General features: G+C 62.8%; 9 protein-coding genes and 2 pseudogenes. 4 read left to right on the top strand and 7 right to left on the bottom strand.

Features of this window, described 5'->3' with window-relative positions:
* Positions 1 to 76 precede the first annotated feature (76 nt).
* The 5 genes from ABF821_RS15065 to ABF821_RS15085 all read right to left on the bottom strand — a co-directional run bounded on the left by ABF821_RS15065 (position 77) and on the right by ABF821_RS15085 (position 11894).
* The gene (locus ABF821_RS15065) at positions 77 to 2401 is read right to left on the bottom strand and encodes a TonB-dependent receptor (protein ID WP_415530598.1); all 2325 of its coding nucleotides are present in this window, start codon (positions 2399 to 2401) and stop codon (positions 77 to 79) included.
* 324 nt (positions 2402 to 2725) lie between these two features.
* The gene (locus ABF821_RS15070; RefSeq protein ID WP_415530587.1) at positions 2726 to 4165 is read right to left on the bottom strand and encodes an MFS transporter; all 1440 of its coding nucleotides are present in this window, start codon (positions 4163 to 4165) and stop codon (positions 2726 to 2728) included.
* Between the two features lie 5 nt (positions 4166 to 4170).
* Positions 4171 to 6633 (bottom strand): putative bifunctional diguanylate cyclase/phosphodiesterase, encoded by a 2463-nt coding sequence (locus ABF821_RS15075; RefSeq protein ID WP_415530588.1) that lies wholly within the window; start codon positions 6631 to 6633, stop codon positions 4171 to 4173.
* Between the two features lie 644 nt (positions 6634 to 7277).
* Complete coding sequence (glgP, locus tag ABF821_RS15080) at positions 7278 to 9794, bottom strand: alpha-glucan family phosphorylase (RefSeq protein ID WP_415530589.1); 2517 nt, start codon at positions 9792 to 9794, stop codon at positions 7278 to 7280.
* Positions 9795 to 9818: 24 nt separating this feature from the next.
* Positions 9819 to 11894, bottom strand: a complete 2076-nt coding sequence (locus ABF821_RS15085; RefSeq protein ID WP_415530590.1) for a glycogen debranching protein — start codon at positions 11892 to 11894, stop codon at positions 9819 to 9821.
* A gap of 306 nt (positions 11895 to 12200) precedes the next feature.
* Here ABF821_RS15085 and ABF821_RS15090 point away from each other — a divergent pair, with 306 nt between their 5' ends.
* Complete coding sequence (locus ABF821_RS15090; RefSeq protein WP_415530592.1) at positions 12201 to 13667, top strand: mannitol dehydrogenase family protein; 1467 nt, start codon at positions 12201 to 12203, stop codon at positions 13665 to 13667.
* A 210-nt stretch (positions 13668 to 13877) separates the two neighbouring features.
* Here ABF821_RS15090 and ABF821_RS15095 read toward each other — a convergent pair.
* A pseudogene (locus ABF821_RS15095) lies at positions 13878 to 14495 on the bottom strand (IS5 family transposase); the annotation flags it as partial.
* A gap of 165 nt (positions 14496 to 14660) precedes the next feature.
* Positions 14661 to 14834 (bottom strand): annotated as a pseudogene (locus ABF821_RS15100) (transposase); the annotation flags it as partial.
* A gap of 178 nt (positions 14835 to 15012) precedes the next feature.
* Here ABF821_RS15100 and ABF821_RS15105 point away from each other — a divergent pair.
* Genes ABF821_RS15105 through ABF821_RS15115 form a run of 3 tightly spaced genes read left to right on the top strand, consistent with a single transcriptional unit; the run spans position 15013 to position 17109 of the window.
* On the top strand, positions 15013 to 15921 hold the full coding sequence (locus tag ABF821_RS15105) for a restriction endonuclease (protein ID WP_415530594.1): 909 nt from the start codon (positions 15013 to 15015) through the stop codon (positions 15919 to 15921).
* Positions 15914 to 16687, top strand: a complete 774-nt coding sequence (locus tag ABF821_RS15110; RefSeq protein WP_415530595.1) for a sensor histidine kinase — start codon at positions 15914 to 15916, stop codon at positions 16685 to 16687. The genes ABF821_RS15105 and ABF821_RS15110 overlap by 8 nt, the downstream gene beginning before the upstream one ends.
* Positions 16684 to 17109, top strand: coding sequence for a response regulator (locus ABF821_RS15115; protein WP_415530596.1), 426 nt, complete (start codon positions 16684 to 16686; stop codon positions 17107 to 17109). Before ABF821_RS15110 ends, ABF821_RS15115 begins: the two co-directional genes overlap by 4 nt.
* Positions 17110 to 17131 lie beyond the last annotated feature (22 nt).

Below are 17131 nucleotides of genomic sequence, written 5' to 3' on the forward strand. Positions count from 1 at the left end.
CGGCGTTATCGGCCGAGATCGGTCTGGCGGTCTGGACGGCCGCCCCTGTGGGGCGGCCGTTCGTGTTTGGGGCGCTTTAGAATTCGGCGCCCACGGTCAGGAAATACATGCGCGGGGCGATCGGGAAGGCCGAGTAGGTGGTCGAGGCGTTGCCGATGCTGAGGGTCGACCAGCCTTTCGTATTGGTCAGGTTGGTGATGTTGCCCTGGATTTTCAGGCCGCGCACATGGGGAATGCCGTGGATGGTGTAGCCCGCGTTCAGGCTGAACAGGGCGTAGCCGCCGACATGCTGGTCGTTGGTGTAGGTGGTGTAACGCTTGCCGATGACATCGCCGATGAACTGGGCGTTGAACGCGCCCCAATTGGTCGAGGCCACGAATTTTTCGGTCCAGTTCGGCACGCCCGCGACATTCTTGCCGGCGGTCGGCACGATCGACGAACCGGTCGAATAATTGTCGTTATAAACCGACTTGTTATAGGACAGCGCGTTATAGAACGAGAAATGGCGGCCGAACTGCGTGGTGAAGGAGAAATCCATGCCGTCGGTCGAGACCGAGCCCACATTGGTCAGGATGTTGGCGCTGCCGACGATCCAGGACAGGTTGGGCGCGGAAGCGACCGACAGCAGGCGGTTCGAGAAATGGACGTGATAATATTCGAGCTGGCCGCTGATATGCGTCAGCGGGCCGAACGCGATGTCGCGGTTGGTGCGCAGGCCGGTTTCGTAGGTCCATGACGTTTCGGGGTGGCCGTGGTCGCGGAAATGGTCGAACGCCTCCTGCGTGGTGACGCCCCAGGGGGTGGCGTTGCCGGTGCCTTCGGCCTGGAAAGCCCGCATGTTTTCCTGGATGTTCGCGAACCATTGTTCGTGCGGCGTGATGTTCCACAATGCGCCGAAGGCGGGCAGGAACGGCTTGACCGCCGCGATGGTGCCGCCCGGAACGGTCGAGCCGGTCTTGCTCGCGACCGGCAGGGTGCCGTTCGTGTAGACCAGTTCGGACTTGAAGCCGGCGTTCAGCGAGAAAGTCTTCGACACCTGCCAGGTGTCCTGAAGGTGTGTGGTCCAGGTATTGGTGTAGAAATAGTTGGTGTACTGATGGATCAGCGGGTTCTGCTGCCGGTCGTAGGGGGTGGTCGGGTTGGAGGCCGAGAACGGATACCAGCGGCGGGCCTGGGTGTTGTTGTTGCGCTCGTACCAGCCGCCCAGCTCGATATGGTGGTTGCCCAGCTTGTAGCGCAGGGTGGAGATCAGGCCGCCGCGATTGTCCCAGTATTCGGTCGTGCGGGTGGCCATGCCGCTGCCGCCGAAGACGCCGGAAAGCTGCGAGGCCGAATAAGTGGGGTAATACGCGCGGAAGAGGGTAGGCAGGCCGGCCGCCGAGATCGGGCCTGCCACGACACCTTCGCCACCGTCATGGTGGTAGTAGATCTGGTTGTCCCAGTGCAGATTTCTTGAAAAATCATGCGTCCATTTGGTGTAGGCCAGAAAATCCTCGCGCTGGGCCGCGGAATAGTAGTTCCGGTAATTCAGGCCGGCGTCCTTGTATTCGGAGGAGTTGTAGTATTTCAAGGCTTCGTTAAGATTGGGGTAGATAAAGGGTTTTTTGTAAAGTGTGGTGTATTGGGGGTCGTAGATGCTGTCTTCGTTCGGCTCGACCTTGTCCGACCAGTCGAAGAAGGTGGTGATCTTGTTGTTGTCGTCCTCGTGGACGAACTTGGCGTTGACCTGGTTGCCGCCCTGGTGGCCTGCGAAATCCCACGCGCGGGCGTCCTGGCGGACCCAGGCGACATAGGCCGAATTGCCGTTGCCGAAATCGCCGGTGTCGATGCGCGCGAAGGTGCGGAACGTGGACCAGCTGCCGAATGTCTGGTTCAACTGGCCGCCGGCCCGGTGCATCGGGTCCTGCGTCTGGAATTCCAGCGTGCCGCCCAGGTTGCTGGTCGAGGCCGTGCCCAGCGCGCCGGCGCCCGTGGAGACCGACGCACCGCCCATGATCTCGCTGATGGCCGCGCGCTGGGGCGTCAGGCCGTTGTAATTGCCGTAGGACTGGTCGCCCAGCGGCATGCCGTCGAGCGTGAAGCCGAGCTGGTTCTGGTTGAAGCCGTGGATGAACAGCGATGAATTCTGTTCGTTATTGCCCCAGGGATCGGCGTTTTCGAACACCACGCCGGGAAGGATTTCCAGGGCCTTCACCGGGCTCATGCCCGGCAGCATACGCTGCATCTGCACATGACTCACGCTCTGTTCGGAGCGGGTGCGGTGTGCTGTGGAGATGATCTGCTCGGTTGCCGGAGCCGGGGCTGTCGTCGGTGCCGGGGCCTTTTGCACCGCGTTTCGACGCGGCGTCGAGCCCTGCGTGGTCGTATCGGTCGATGCCGCGTGAGCCGAGGCCACGCTCATGGCCAGCAAGGTCGTGGCCAGCAGGGTGCGGCGGCGCGACGCGGCGGAGGGAACGGCTTTTTTCAGATGTCTGGATAAGAATGTTGGCTGCATTCCGGTCTCTTCCGATCAGGGCGAATTGACGCGGCGCTCTTAGCGGAATGAGGAGACGGATGGCCCATGAAGGTTTGAAGACGTTGCCGAAAAGCCACAATCATTGCAGAGTTTGTCAAACGGGATGACGCGCGCCTTATATCGGACGTGTTTGTGGGCGTGCGACGGCTACAGGCCGTTCGGAAGCCTTCGGAGAGGGGGGCGCGGTGTGAGCGGTGGAAGTGAGGGCGTTTAGCGCGCTCTGGTCGCGCGGGCGATGCATTGCGCCACCACGATGCCGCTGGCCGGGATGAGAGCAAACAGCGCGAAGACCCAGAACGTGGCCTGTTCGATGCCGGCCACGTTGCCGTCCGCCAGGCCGGCGATGTTTGCGATCATGCCCGCCCAGGCGCCGGCCAGGGCCGTCGTGTAGAGTTGCACCGTGGTCAGCGAGGCCGACGCGAGATCGCGGTCGGCGGGCTGGGCGACCATGAGCACGCGGGTGAGCAGGTGTGGCCAGGCTGCCCCGACCCCGAGCCCGACGGCCAGGAAGGCCAGGCAGACGGGCAGCATCGCCGGCCATGCGCCATTGGAGGGTGTGGACAGGTAGAACGCCAGGAAGAGGATGCCGGCCAGGCCCAGCGCGGGGGCGGCGACGAGGGCGCGCGCCACGCGGGGCGGCGGGGCGCCGGCGTTGAGGATGGCGCCGGTGGACCAGCCGGCGGCCATCAGCACCGAGAGATAGCCGGCGGTGAGCGGGGATTGGTGGTGGAGGTCTTGCAGGAAGAGTGGCGCGAAGATCTCGATGACTTCCACAGTCAGGGCCAGGCAGCCCATCAAAGCGTAGAGGGGGGCGAGGGCGGAGCCCCAGGTGAGTGCGCCGGCGGGCAGCAGGCGCGTGCGGTGGTGACGGTCGAGATGGGCGAGGCCGGCGAACAGGCCGAGCACGACGAGGCATCCGGCCAGATTGGCCCAGACATGCGGGCTGGCACCGGCCACCGACAGGCACAGGACGGAACCGACCATCAGCGCGATCTGCGCCCACGCGACGCCGGGGCGGCCGGCGGGCTGGGTGCCGGTCGTGCGGGGCAGCACGCTGATGGCCAGCAGGACGAACGGGATGCAGAGGGCCGCGAGCGTCCAGAAAGCCATGCGCCAGGCGCCGAGGCCGGCGAACAGGCCGCCGATGGCGGGGCCGATCAGCGTGGCGACGCCCCACATCGAGGACAGCATGCTCATCGCCCGTGGCCACAGGTCGGGCGGGAAGACCAGCCGGATGACGGCATAGGCCATCGAGACCAGCAGGCCCGAGCCGATCCCCTGCATCACGCGGCCGGCCAGCATGACCGGCATGGCCGGGGCGGTGGCGCAGAGCACGGCGCCGGTGGCGAAGATCGCGGTGGCGATGCCGTAGGCGGTGCGTGGGCCGAAGCGGCCGAGCGCGCGCGCCGACAGCGACGAGCCGACGATCGAGGCGGCGACGAAAAGCGATGTGTTCCACGTATAATAACGCATGCCGCCGATATCGCGCACCGCCGAGGGCAGCACGGTCATGGCCATATACAGATTGATGGCATGCAGGACGACGCCGGCGGACAGCGTGATGGAGCGCGCGGCGTTGCCGCCCGAGAACAGGGCCGCCCAGCCGGTCGGGGCATGGAGCGGGCTTGTCTTTGCGGATTGAAAGGACACGGCCGCTATCCGTGTCTTTCGTCGAGCACCGGCCAGTAGATCGGCGGCTGGAGGAGCGGGCCGGGGCGGGCGAAAAGATAGCCCTGTCCGTAATCGCAGCCCAGTTCGCGCAGGATGGCGGCCTGGGCTTCCGTCTCGATTCCTTCGGCGACGACCTGCTTGTTCAGCGCCTTGCCCAGCGAGATGATCGAGCGGACGATTTCATGCGCGTTGCGGGCCGGCATCGTGAGTTGGTGGATGAAGGAGCGGTCGATCTTGATGATATCGACCGGGAAGCGCAGCAGATGCACCAGGGAGGCGTAGCCCGTGCCGAAATCGTCGAACGCGGTGCGGCTGCCGGCCGTGTGCAGCACCTGCAGGGCCTCGGCGATCTCTTCGGACGCATGGTCCAGGGCGATGCCTTCGGTGACTTCGACGCAGAGCCGGTGGGGCGGGACCCCGGCTTCTTGCAGGCGGTTGAGGATGTGCCGCCCTGCCGCCGCGCCGAGCAGATGCACGCCGGTGAAATTGACCGCGATGTAGGCCAGCCCGTCGCCGATATGGGCCAGTGCGTCCAGGGCGATGGAAATCACCTCGTCCTGCAGGCGCGGGCCGATTGTTTCGTCCGTCAGCAGGATCTGGAAATCCGGCGGCGTCAGCAGGCCGAGTTCGGGGTGGTTCCAGCGCAGCAGGGCCTCGCTGCCGCGTTGCAGGCCCGTCTTGAGATCGACCAGGGGCTGGTAGTACAGCACGAATTCGCCGGCCGCGAGGGCATGGGGCGCGTCGGTCAGCAGGCGCGCGGCCAGGGAGTCGGCGCGGTCGAATGCCAGCGTATAGGGCTGCCGGCGGCCGCCGCCGCGCTGTTTGGCCCAGTACAGCGCCCGGTCGGCCCGGTGCATGGCGGAGACGGCGGAGCCGCTACAGTCGGTCTGCCCCACGCTGAACCAGAGCGACAGCGTACGCCCGGACTGCGACCAGGGCTCGCCCTGGAGGGCATCGAGCCGTTCGAGCAGCGTCTGGGCAAGGGGCCTGGGCACGATGATGCCGAATTCGTCGCCGCCCAGCCGCGCGACGATGGTGTCGTCGGGAACGATCTGGCCGAGACGGGCGGCCATGTGACGCAACAGATTGTCACCCGGTTCCTGCCCGTAGGAATCGTTGACCGACTTGAGATGGTCCACGTCGATCAGCAGCAGGGTGGAGAGTGGCGCGGCCTGTTCGAGAGCCGTCTGGAAAGCGGCGCGATTGCCCAGTTGGGTCAGGTGGTCGGTCATTGCCGCGCGGCGCAGCGTTTCGGCCTCGGTCTGCATGACAGCCATCGCGCGGGCCGCCTGGTCGCGCGCGCGCCCGATATCGCGCAGGCGGTAGGCGACCGTGACCGAGAGGGCGACGGATTCGAAGGCGATGCAGGCGAAGGTTGTCATGTCGATCGCGTCGCTCTGGGGCAGGAGCCCTATATTGCGGGCCAGCCGCAGGGCGAAGACCGAGATGACGGGCAGCCAGCCCAGGAGGAAGAACCAGATGATCCGGCTTTGCCTGCGGATGGCGACCGTAATCGTCGCGGCGATCCACAGCACGTCCAGAATCAGCACGCCATTGAACAGGTGATCGGTCCAGATCGGCGGAAACAGCATGTCGGCCGCCGCGATGAAGCCGGCGGCGGCGGAAAGCACGGTCAGGACATAGCCTGTCCACAGCAGGCGCCGGTGGCGCGCGTCGGCCTCGATAAGCGTGAGCAGGAGCATGGTTCCGGCGGCGATCATCGCGCCCAGGAAACAGTCGCTGAGCCGGACGGCCAGCGGGCCGGTCAGGCGGTCGTCGAAAATGCCGAGAAAATTGGTCCAGGAGAGGCAGTAGCCCAGCGCCAGGACGGTCCACGCGGCATACCAGAGCTGGAAGCGGTCGCGCCGCCCGTCATAGATGGCCAGATTATAGACCATCGCGGAAACCAGGGCGCCGATCATGATCCCGATCAGGATCAGCCACGCTGTGCTCCGCGCCGCTTCGTCATCGGGGGTGCGGGCTTCGATTTTCCGGATGAAGTGGGCGCCGTCGAGATGATGAAAGCCGATCGACAGGCTCGAGATTTCCACGCCGGGCGAATCGAAGGGGAAACGCAGCAGGCCGCCAGGCGCCCAGTCATTGCCGACATGGCCGTCGGAATAGCTGTAATTCTGGATGCTGCCGTCGCCGTTGGTCGCGGCGACTGTGATGCGGTCGAAACGATTTTCGTCGAGGAGCAGGGACCAGCCCGAGGGGAGGTCTTTCAGCACCGACGGGTCGGAGAGACGCAGCCAGACCCAGCCGTCGGTGCGGGGCGGCATGCCGCAGCCCCGGATACTGTAAGCCGAATGGCCGATCTGCTCCACCATGCCCGCCGCGCCGTCCAGGCAGATGGAAGCATGAAGATCCACCGGCGCGGCATGGGCCGACACGCCCAGTGACGAGATCAGCATTGACAGCAGGATCGCCAATGCACCTTTGAACATCAGAAGGTCTTCACCCGCATCATGGCTTCCGCCGTGACGGGCGGGAGGACAGGCTGATTGATTCCCACGAGTACCCTTATATCGATTGTTGAGACGTGGCGCCGTGCGCGGTCTGAAGTGCGGTCAGGGAAGGTTCACAGCAACCATTCTCGTCTTGTCTGGTCTTTCTTACGAGGCAAAGGTAACCAAAGTGGCAACAGCATATGCCCTCGGCGCGCGGTGGTCGAGAGCCGAGTACGCGCCGATCGTCGTGTCGTCGGACCTGTGAGAGCCTGACCGAAAATGCGGTCTGGTGAGCGGGAGTGGCCCGTCAGGGCCGCGTCCGGCGTGTGTTTCCGAGCATCGGAGCGGAGCGGCCTTGATGGCCGTGGGCATCGAAGCGCAGGACACGCGCGGAGGACACGCCACCCGCGCGCATTTTCGGTCAGGCTCTGAGGGCGTGGGGCTGGGTGGCACATGGGGAACATGGCGCACGGCCGGAAACGGGGGGATGTCGGGTCGCACTTTTGTTGAGTCTCCCGTTGCGTTCCGGCATGGCGAGGCTGTCTGCGCCTTGTTTATCTATGCCGTATCGCCTTTGAAACGTAAGCCTTTCTGCATCCCTGTCGGTGATTTACATTCTTTTCACGTTTGATGGGTTATTCTTAACGCTGCCAGGCGATATGCGGGCTTTCCAGAGGGATCGCCATGCCGGCATGGGTGGGGACGACGCGGACGGTGTAATCCGTTACCGGTCGGTCCAGTCTGGTCGTGAGCGCGTAATGGGTCAGGCCGTCGGCGTCGCGGCAGCCGCTTGGGGGGATGATCGTTATGGCGGCCGGGCCGCCATCGACGGGATCGGCGTAGAACTGCACCTGGACCGCGTCGGCGGGAACAGGCCCGAGCGCCAGCGCCACGGTGACATGGTATTGCCCGTCGGGCTGCGAGATCGTTACCGCGTCAATATGCAGATCGGGCCAGGATGTATTGAGCAGGTCCTGCCATTGCACGATCTCGCGCGCCGCGCGGCCGCCATCGGCCAGCCGGGCGTGGTAGCGGGTTGCCGCCGGCAGGTAAAAACGTTCGGTATAGTCGCGCACCACGCGGTTGGCGGAGAAAAGCGGCGTCAGGCGCGCCATGCTCTCGCGCATCCGCGCCACCCACGACGCGGGAATGCCCTGGGGGTCGCGGGCGTAGAAGGCCGGGGCGATTTCGGTTTCGAGCAGGGTGTACAGGGCTTCGGCCTCGGCGGCGTCCACCGCCGGGTCGTCGCCATGTTCGCGGCCGTCGCCCAGTGCCCAGCCGACTTCCGGCGCGTAGGCCTCGGCCCACCAGCCGTCCAGTTCCGACAGGTTCAGCCCGCCATTGACCAGCACCTTCATGCCGCTGGTGCCGCTGGCCTCCCACGGGCGGCGGGGGGTGTTGATCCAGAGATCGACGCCCTGGACCAGGACCTGGCCCAGCGCCATGTCGTAATCGGCCATGAAGATGACGCGGCCCCGGACATCCGGCCGGTGCGAGAACGCGATCCAGCGCGTGATCAGGGCCTGCCCCGCCATGTCGGCGGGGTGGGCCTTGCCGGCCAGCACCAGTTGCATGGGCCGTTCGTGGTGCGAGAGCAGGCGCGCGAGGCGGTCGGGGTCGTGCAGCAGCAGGTCCGGCCGCTTGTAGGTCGCGAAACGGCGGGCGAAGCCGAGCGTCAGCACGTCGGGGCTCAGGGTCGGGACCGGCAGGTCCGAGGGGCCGCCGTTGCCCGTATAGCCCTGCTGCTGGGCGCAGAGGTCGGTGATCTTGCGGACGAAGCCCGCGCGGGCCTGGCAGCGGGCGGACCACAGCGTGCGGTCGTCGAGCGCGCGGATGCGGTCGGCCACGCCCTCCTGCGTGCCGCGCCAGCGTTCGGGGCCGGCGGCTTCGGTCCAGAGCGTGTCGGCCTCGACCGAATCCCAGCTTGGCGTGTGCACGCCGTTGGTGACGTGGCCGACCGGGACTTCGCATTCCGGCCAGCGGGGAAAAAGCGGCGCGAACAGGCGGCGGCTGACGGTGCCGTGCAGGCGCGAGACGCCGTTGACCGCGCCGCTGGCGCGGATGGCCAGCCATGCCATGTTGAAGGGCTCGCCTTGATCGTTCGGATTGGCGCGGCCGAGGGCCAGCAGGCTTTCCATCGGGATGCCGAGCCGGTTGGCGGTGTAGTCCGCGAGGTAGGTGCGGACCAGGTCGGGCGGAAACCGGTCGAAGCCGGCGGGGACGGCGGTGTGGGTGGTGAACAGGGTGCCGGCCCGCGCGATGGTCAGTGCCTCGCGGAAGGGGACGTGCAGCCGGTCCATCAGGCCGCATGCGCGCTCCACCGCCGCGAAGGCGGCGTGGCCTTCGTTGAGGTGGCAGACATCGGGCTGGTAGCCGAGCGTATCGAGCAGGCGCCAGCCGGCGATGCCCAGCGTGATTTCCTGGCGCAGGCGCAGGTCGGCGTCGCCGCCGTATAGCTGGGTGGTGACGCAGCGTACGCCGGGCGGGTTGGCCGGGTCGTTGGTATCCAGCAGGTAGAGCGTCGCGCGGCCGACGGTCGCCTTCCAGGCGCGAATCCACACATGGCCCCTGGCGAAACGGATCGGGATGCGCAGCACGTCGCCTTCCTTCGTCAGCACCGGGCTGATCGGCAGCAGGGACGGGTCGTTGAACGGGTAGAGCGCGTGCTGCTGGCCGTCCGGCGTCAGTTCCTGGCGGAAATAGCCCTGGGCGAACAGCAGGCCGACCGCGACCACCGGCACGCCGAGGTCGCTGGCGGCCTTGAGCTGGTCGCCCGCCACGTTGCCCAGCCCGCCCGAATAGATCGGCAGGGCCTCGCTGAGCATGTATTCCATGCTGAAATAGGCGATGCAGGATAGGGCGGAGGCATCGTGTTTCTGCGCGAACCAGGTGGGGTGGCGCAGCCCCTCGGCCTGGGCGGCCATGGCGTGGCCGACTTCGCGGCGGAAGGCGGGCTTGTTCAGCAGCGCATTGAGGTGGGCGCGCGAGGCGTTGTTGAGCGTCGTCCAGGGGTTCTGGGTGTGTTCCCAGCATTCGGGATTGATCTGGCGCCAGAGCGGATCGGTCGCGTGGTTCCAGGTCCAGCGCAGATCCAGTGCGAAGCCGTGTAATGCGCGTTCTGCCGCGCGCGCGGTCAGCGTGGGATTCTCTGGCGCCATGTCACGTCGTCTCCCTTGTGTATGTTATCGGATTGTCGCGTCTGGCCTCGTGCGCAGCAGGACGCGGATCGACCGGGCCTGGGCGGGCAGGCGCGCCATGTCGCTCACCGGCGTTGCCGTTTCGGCGGTGAGGATGTCGGCGGGTGGGGCGGCGGCGGTATCGACGAGGCTGCGCCATGGGGTGGGGCCGCCACGCGCCACCTCGGGCAGGGCGAAATGCAGCGTGTCGTCCCAGCCGTTGATGAAGACATACAGATCGTCATCCGCCATCGCGGCGCCCCGCAGGAAGAAAGCCAGGCTGCGCGAGACGGGGCGCAGGTCCGGTTCGCCGCCGTCGACGCCGTGCCATGAAACGTCGTCGCGCCAGCCGACGCTGCGTGCGATGGAGGGGTGGGCGGCGCGAAAGGCGATCAGCATCCTGACGAAACGCAGGAGCGCGCTTTCGTTTTCCGTCAGGCGCCAGTCGAGCCAGTTGGTTTCGTCATCGCGGTCGTACGGGTTGGGGTCGCCGCCCCGGCTGTGGCCGAATTCGTCGCCGGCCTGGAACATCGGCGTGCCGTTGGCCAGCATCAGCAGGCAGAAGGCGTTGCGCGTCTGGCGGCGGCGGAGCGCCTGCACCGGCTCGGGTGCGCCGTCGATGCCCTGATGGCCGCAATTGGCGGCGATCTGGCCGGGATCGTCGTAGGAAAACAGGTCGCGCAGCGTCAGCCCGTCATGGATGGCGATGTAGTTGATGCTCTGATAGGGGCGGGCGGCGTGGGCGCGGTCGTCGGGGAACAGGTCGGTGCTGCCGTAGAGGCGGGTCATCAGGGCCGGCACGCAGCCGTCATCGCCGCGCAGGAAGCGGCGGATATCGTCGCGGAAGCGGGCGTTCCATTGCCGCCAGGTCCGGCCGGGAAAGGCGCGGCCCAGTTGCATCAGCGAGCCGTCACCGACCCAGGGCTCGGCGATCAGCCGCGTCTGGCGCATGTGGGCGGCGGTGGAGAGTTCGGTGATGATCGGCGGTTCCGCGAGATTGATGTGCCCGGTCTCGTCGACCGAGAACATCGAGGCGAGATCGAAGCGCAGGCCGTCGATGCCTATCTCATCGATCCAGAACCAGGCGCTGGAGAGAATGAGCTGTCGCACCATGGGCGCCGCCACATCCAGGTCGTTGCCGCAGCCGCTGCGGTTGGTGGGGCGGAACGGAAGGCCGGGTGCGCGCGTATAATAGCTGGGATTGTCGATGCCACGATAGGACCAGACGGGGCCGCCGGCATGGTCCTCGCCCGTATGGTTGTAGACGACGTCGAGAAAGACTTCGATTTCGGCTTCGTGCAGGGCGGCGACCATCGCGCGGAATTCGCGCCAGGAGGTGGCGACCGTGCCATCGGAGGCGTAGCCCGCGTGGGGCGAGAAGAAATTGAGCGGCATGTAGCCCCAGAACGTCCCGTGGAGCGGATCGCGCTGGAAGATCGGCATCAGTTCCACCGCCGTGACCCCGAGCGCCTTGAGGTAGGGGATGCGGGCCGTCAGCGCGGCGTAGCTGCCGCGTTGTGCCGGGTCCACGCCGGATGAGGGGTCGCGGGTGAAGGCGCGGACATGCAGTTCGTAAATGACGAGATCGTGATCGTGGCGTCGGGGGCGCCGGGAGGGCGGGGGCGTGGTGGCCGTGCGTTCCGGCAGGACGCCCAGTGGCGCGCGCCCGGCGGTCGGCCCCGGCTTGCAGGCGGCGTCGCGGTCGAAGCCGGGCGGGAAGAAGACGCCGCGTGCGTAAGGGTCGAGCAGCAGTTTTTCGGCGTCGAACAGCAGCCCGTCTTCCGGGCGGTGCGGACCGGCGACGGAGTAGCCGTAATAACAGGCGTCGCCCACCCGGTCGGCGGGGAGGCGGACGTGCCACATATCGCCCGTCTTGTTGTGCGGCAGGCAAAAACACACACGCAGGCACGGGGTGAGGAGATCGTCCGCGCGATAGAGCAGCAGGGTGATGGCGGTGGCGTTGCGTGAGAAGAGGCTGAAATTGAACGCCTGTTCCTCGGGCAGCCAGAAGGCGCCGGGCGGAAAGGAGGCGCCGTCGGACGCCGTGAAACTGCTGATGACCGGCAACGTCGCGTTCGGCATGGCCATCTCGCCACGGGTGGGGGTGTGCGTAGCCTAACGGGATCGTGGCGCGAAGGCGAGAAAATCCCGCGTTGGCTGGAGAGGGGGCGATGACGGGCATTGCGGGGGCCGGCGCTTTGGGGCGGCGGCGCGGTGGAGTGTTTTGGTGTGAGATTTTATGTCATGAAATATTGTGTTAATTTATGGAAAAAATTCGATTCTGTTTTTGTGTGTGAAAAACATTGAAATTTCCTTATAATTCCTGTTTAATTGATATTGATAACAATCAAGATGGAGGTTGATGTTTTGCGATTGAGCCGTTCCGCGTTGTCCAGTCTGCCCGCTGCCGTCTACAGGCCGCGTTTCGATCCGGCCTTGTTGAAAAGCGGGATTTTGCATCTGGGATGCGGGAGTTTTCATCGCGCGCATCAGGTCGCGGCAACCCAGGCGGCGATCCATCATGCCGGAGACGACGGACTGCGCTGGGGCATCGTGTCGGCGACGATGCGGCGGCCGACGCTGACCGATCAACTCCGGCAGCAGGATAATTGCTACACATTGCTGACCCGCGAGCCCGATGGCACGGTGGCCTCCGTGATGGCGGCGATCTCGGAAGCCGTGTTCGCCGGGGCCGATCCGGGGGCGTTGATCGGCCGGATTGCCGATCCGCTCATCAGGATCGTGACGCTGACCGTGACGGCCAGTGGCTATCACATCACCGCCGAAGGGCGGCTGGACCCGGAATCCGACGCCATTCGCGAGGATCTGTCGCGCCCGTTCCCCCATACCGCGCCCGGTATCCTCGTGGCGGGGCTCGATCTGGTGCGGCAGCGGGGCGGCGTGCCGCCTGTGGTGCTGAGTTGCGACAACGTGGCCGAGAATGGCGATACGCTGCGGCAGGTGGTGATGGATTATGCCGCGCTGCGCGGCGACGATGCGCTGTCGGCCTGGATCGGCGCGCATGTGGTCTTTCCCAATACGATGGTCGATCGGATCACGCCGCCTTTCCAGGAGGCGGATGTTGAGGATGCACGGCGGCTTCTCGGCGGCGTGGACGATACGATCCCGGTTTCGGCGGAGCCGTGGTTTCAGTGGATCATCCAGGCTTTCGATGGTGAGCGGCCGGTCTGGGAGGCGCATCCGGGCACGCGCTTCGTGCGCGATGTCGGTGTGTTCGAGCGGGCGAAGTTGCAGATGCTCAATGGCACGCACATGATCCTGGCCTATGCCGGGGGGCTGGCCGACCTGCCGACCGTGGCCGAGGCGGCGACCGATCCGGCGCTGGGGGCGATTGCCACGCATTTCATGCGGCATGAGCAGTCGGCCGGGGTGGCGTTGTCGGAGGAGGATCTGGATTCCTATGCCGCCGGGCTGATGACGCGCTTCTGCAATCCGGGCATCGCGCATGATGTGGAACGGATCGGGCGTAATGGCTCGGCCAAGATGGCCGCGCGGGTGATTGCGCCGATGCGGGAGAATCTGGAAGCCGGTCGGCCGGTGACGGGGGCTGTGTTGCTGATTGCGTGCTGGATCCGGTGGTTTGCGCTGCATGAACAGGAAGCGCTGGAAATCGGCCTGACGGACCCGCGGGCGGATGTGCTGCGGCAGATCTGCGCCGATGCGCGGGATGATCATCGGGCGCAGGCGGAAGCGTTTCTGGCGATGGAGGAGGTGTTCGGGCCGCCTCTGCCGGATCATGACGGGCAGGTGGCGGCTATTGCCGATATGCTGCGGCGGCTGAGCGATGGAGATGTGCGGGCTGTGTTGCGTGAGGTTGCGAAAGCGTGTTCGTAAGGGCAGATGAGTTCACACCCGCCGGGAATATAGCTGGGATGGAAAGCATGCGGGGGCGGCAGCTTTGGGGGGATAGCTGCACGTCAGCTTTGAGGTGCCAATCGTCGCAACTTGCCGTTCGTCCAGAGTACCCGGACAAAGACCCCGAATGCCTGTCTTTCGTGGGCTACAGCCCGACCATTTTGGAATTAAAATTGGGATTAGGCCCTGTTAGATCTTGATCCAATCTGCGGCTGCGGCGAGGTGAAGGATAGCGAGGAATGAGGCTGCGGTCTTTTCGTATCGCGTTGCGATGGCGCGCTATTCTTTCAGACGAGCCCAAAAGTTTTCCACCAGATGCCGGTTGCGATAAGCCCATTGTGGCAGGCGACGGCAGCGTCCCGGCGCTTGGGCGGGATCGCTGGTCGCGCTCCCATAGCCCAGACATGTTCCCAGAAGGCATTGGAGGCGTATCCCTTGTCGCCGATGATCCACAATGGTTCGCGTGGTAGACGACCGAGCATGGCGGGTGCGAGCGTCAGTTCATGTGCCTGACCGGGAGCCAGAGTGAAGGTGACAGCACGGCCGCGCCCGTCAGCGATTATGCAGACCTTGGTTCCATAGCCGCCGCGAGAGCGGCCAAGTGCTTCACGATGGTCTCGTTGTCGGCTGTCGTTTCCTTTTTTGGGCTCCGGCCGCCTTGTGATGGGCACGAATGTTGGTGCCGTCGAGAAAGACCATGCCCAGGGCTTGTCCACGTTCCTGCACCAGGGCGAACAGGCGTTCCCAGACACCGCGTTTGGCCCAGCGGATGAACAACTGCGCAGCAAGCCACCACGGCCCCAACTCCTGAGAGCCTGACCGAAAATGCGCGCCGGCGGCGATCCGACGCGCGTTTCCTGCGCTTCGGCGCTCACGGCCATCAGGGCCGCTCCGCTCCGATGCTCGGAAACACATGCCGGGCGCGGCCCTGACGGGCGGCTCTCGCTCACCAGCCCGCATTTTCGGTCAGGCTTCAGGGATGCTGCGCCATTTCGCACCGTTCTGATGACGCCAGAACACCGCCGAAATCGTCCGTCGCAGGTCTTTCGGCGGCGTCTTGCCGCGCGGGCGCACTGCTTCAATCAGCGGCTCCCAAACCGTCCAGGCTTCGTCGGTGAAAATCTGCGTCGCATTGCTGTCGGTCATGCCCGATATATAGGGACAATCTTCAAGATCTAACAGGGCCTGGTATCCCTTCGCTGCTGTACTGCCAAATCCGAAAACCGAGCAGGTGTCAACTTCGGTAGCGGTAAGAGGCTTGATCGGCTATGCTCTGCCTATCTGATCATAGGTCAGGGCGTTGTCCATATTGGAAGCCGTTTTCATGCCTCAAATTTCTTTGGACGGACTATCTCCCACGAATTTCGAGAATCTATGTTTCGACATTATTCGTGGGATGGCTTTTCAGAATCCAACGTGGCGCACCCCAGGGGCGGATGGAGGCCGCGATATTGAAGCTTGGCGGACTACCGTGGACCCAACATTTTTCTCTAATCAAGAGAAGTGGTTCATAGAATGCAAGAGGTATAACACCGCGATAAATTGGCCAACAATACATGAAAAAATAGCTCATGCTGAGGCTCTCGACGCTGATTACCTACTCCTAATGACGACATCATCCGCGTCTCCTACGAGTATTGATCGTATCAAAGCGTGGAACGCCCTAAATAAGCGGCCGCGAGTGCGGTTTTGGGGTAGCCACGATATATTAGCTCACATTGAAATAAGAAACGAACTAATCTTGAAGTATGGTCTCGGAGGCGCCAGGGCTGATACGTTCAGCTTTTCTGGCGTATCTCTTGAGATGGCGAAAATTATATCTACTATACACTCGTTATCTCACTTCCGTCGAGATACAACGACAGCATTGGAATACGCGAATGCGTTAGCTCGCTGCTGGACCGAGAGAGTGTCGCAAGTACAAAATAGCGGTGCGTTCTTCTCGTTTCCAAAGGATCTAGCAACGGGTGATTTCACTGAGATTTTCAGTATTTCAGATCGGCGCCAACTTGGTCGAGGCGAATTGCTGTCCATTCTGTGGGTTTCGTTTGTGATTGAAAAACGTCCTTTGCATGTAAGCGTTTCAGACGATAAACTATCGTTATCTCTAACCGGAAATGAATTACAAATTGTAATGAATACACCATCAAACAAGGCAATAGCGTTCATCGCCGGCTCAGAATTATCGCAGAGTGGCGACAAATTAATTATTGGGGAGATGCAATATGCTTGAACCTAAATTGGCTCGCAGATCGCCGCTTACTGATGATTTTGACCTATCATTGGTCGCAAATTTTGCCCATCAGTTAATAAATCCATTGAACGGTATAGCTGGCACGATAGACCGCCTTTACGAAGGCAAGATAAAAGAAGAGTTTAGGCAAAAACAGAGACTCAATGCTATTCGTGCTCAGATTGAAAACTGCATAGTACTTACCAGAAATCTGGCCTATCTTGCAATTGGGTTCGGTGAATTAAAGGAATCCGATAAAAAGACGGTAATTCTTCCCCAAAATCTTATTGAATCTTGCATGTTCCATCAAGAGGAAGCGGAAAGCCGGGGGATTGATCTTCAAGTCAAAGAAAGAGACATACAGAACAGTGTGCAAGCCCATCCTGATCTTATCAGGCAGGTTTTTATGAATATTATCGACAACGCAGTTAAGTACAGCGCTGACAACAGCTCAATTGAGATAACAAATAGCATCCAAGAACGGACTTCCGATGCTATTATTTCAATAAAAAGCAGACCAAAATACCAAATACTTCAGACAGATTTCAGCAAGATGTTTCTGATTGGCGAGCGCGGGGAGAATGCGAAGCGCATCCTCGCATCTGGAACAGGTCTTGGGCTGTACATCTGCAAGGAGATTGTCGAGACAGCTCATTCCGGAAAAATTTCTGCGGGTCGTTACAATCGGGATTACATAGAGTTTATAATACGACTACCGAATGGCTCGAGAGGAGCATCGGCTGCAAGTTTCCGCCAGAGGTCATGATGAAAATTCTTTTGATAGACGATGAGCCTTTCCACATACGCTGGCTGGCAGAAAACTTACAAGACGATGGATACGAGATCGAGTTCGCAAGGGATGTTAGGACGGCTTTGGAAGCTATTTCCGGTGAGGAATATCGAGCGTTAATTATTGACTTAAACATACCTATTTTTGGCTCAGATATGGACAAGGCCCAGACCCTAGGCCAAATCTATGCTCTGTTCCCCGGCCTTATGGTTGCGTCAGAAGCTAGGAACAGAGGCTATCGCCACAAGAGGGTAATTCTTTACTCTGCTCATAAGGAGAGTAACGTACAAGTAGTTGCTGATATGTTGAATGTTCAATATATCATAAAAGGAGATACGCGCCAGGTTATGAGAGAGATTAGTGAGGTTCTATCTTATGACCCAGAAAATAATAAGTGATATAAATCACATGGTTTATATG

It is taken from the genome of Gluconacetobacter sp., assembly GCF_047721585.1.
Classification (GTDB): Bacteria; Pseudomonadota; Alphaproteobacteria; order Acetobacterales; family Acetobacteraceae; genus Gluconacetobacter; species Gluconacetobacter dulcium.

Excerpts from the sequence above, each read along its gene's own strand:
- ABF821_RS15065 (WP_415530598.1), bottom strand. The coding sequence starts at position 2,401 with ATGAGCGTGGCCTCGGCTCACGCGGCATCGACCGATACGACCACGCAG.
- ABF821_RS15085 (WP_415530590.1), bottom strand. The coding sequence starts at position 11,894 with ATGCCGAACGCGACGTTGCCGGTCATCAGCAGTTTCACGGCGTCCGAC.
- ABF821_RS15110 (WP_415530595.1), top strand. The coding sequence starts at position 15,914 with ATGCTTGAACCTAAATTGGCTCGCAGATCGCCGCTTACTGATGATTTT.
- ABF821_RS15075 (WP_415530588.1), bottom strand. The coding sequence starts at position 6,633 with ATGTTCAAAGGTGCATTGGCGATCCTGCTGTCAATGCTGATCTCGTCA.
- ABF821_RS15105 (WP_415530594.1), top strand. The coding sequence starts at position 15,013 with ATGCCTCAAATTTCTTTGGACGGACTATCTCCCACGAATTTCGAGAAT.
- ABF821_RS15115 (WP_415530596.1), top strand. The coding sequence starts at position 16,684 with ATGATGAAAATTCTTTTGATAGACGATGAGCCTTTCCACATACGCTGG.
- glgP (WP_415530589.1), bottom strand. The coding sequence starts at position 9,794 with ATGGCGCCAGAGAATCCCACGCTGACCGCGCGCGCGGCAGAACGCGCA.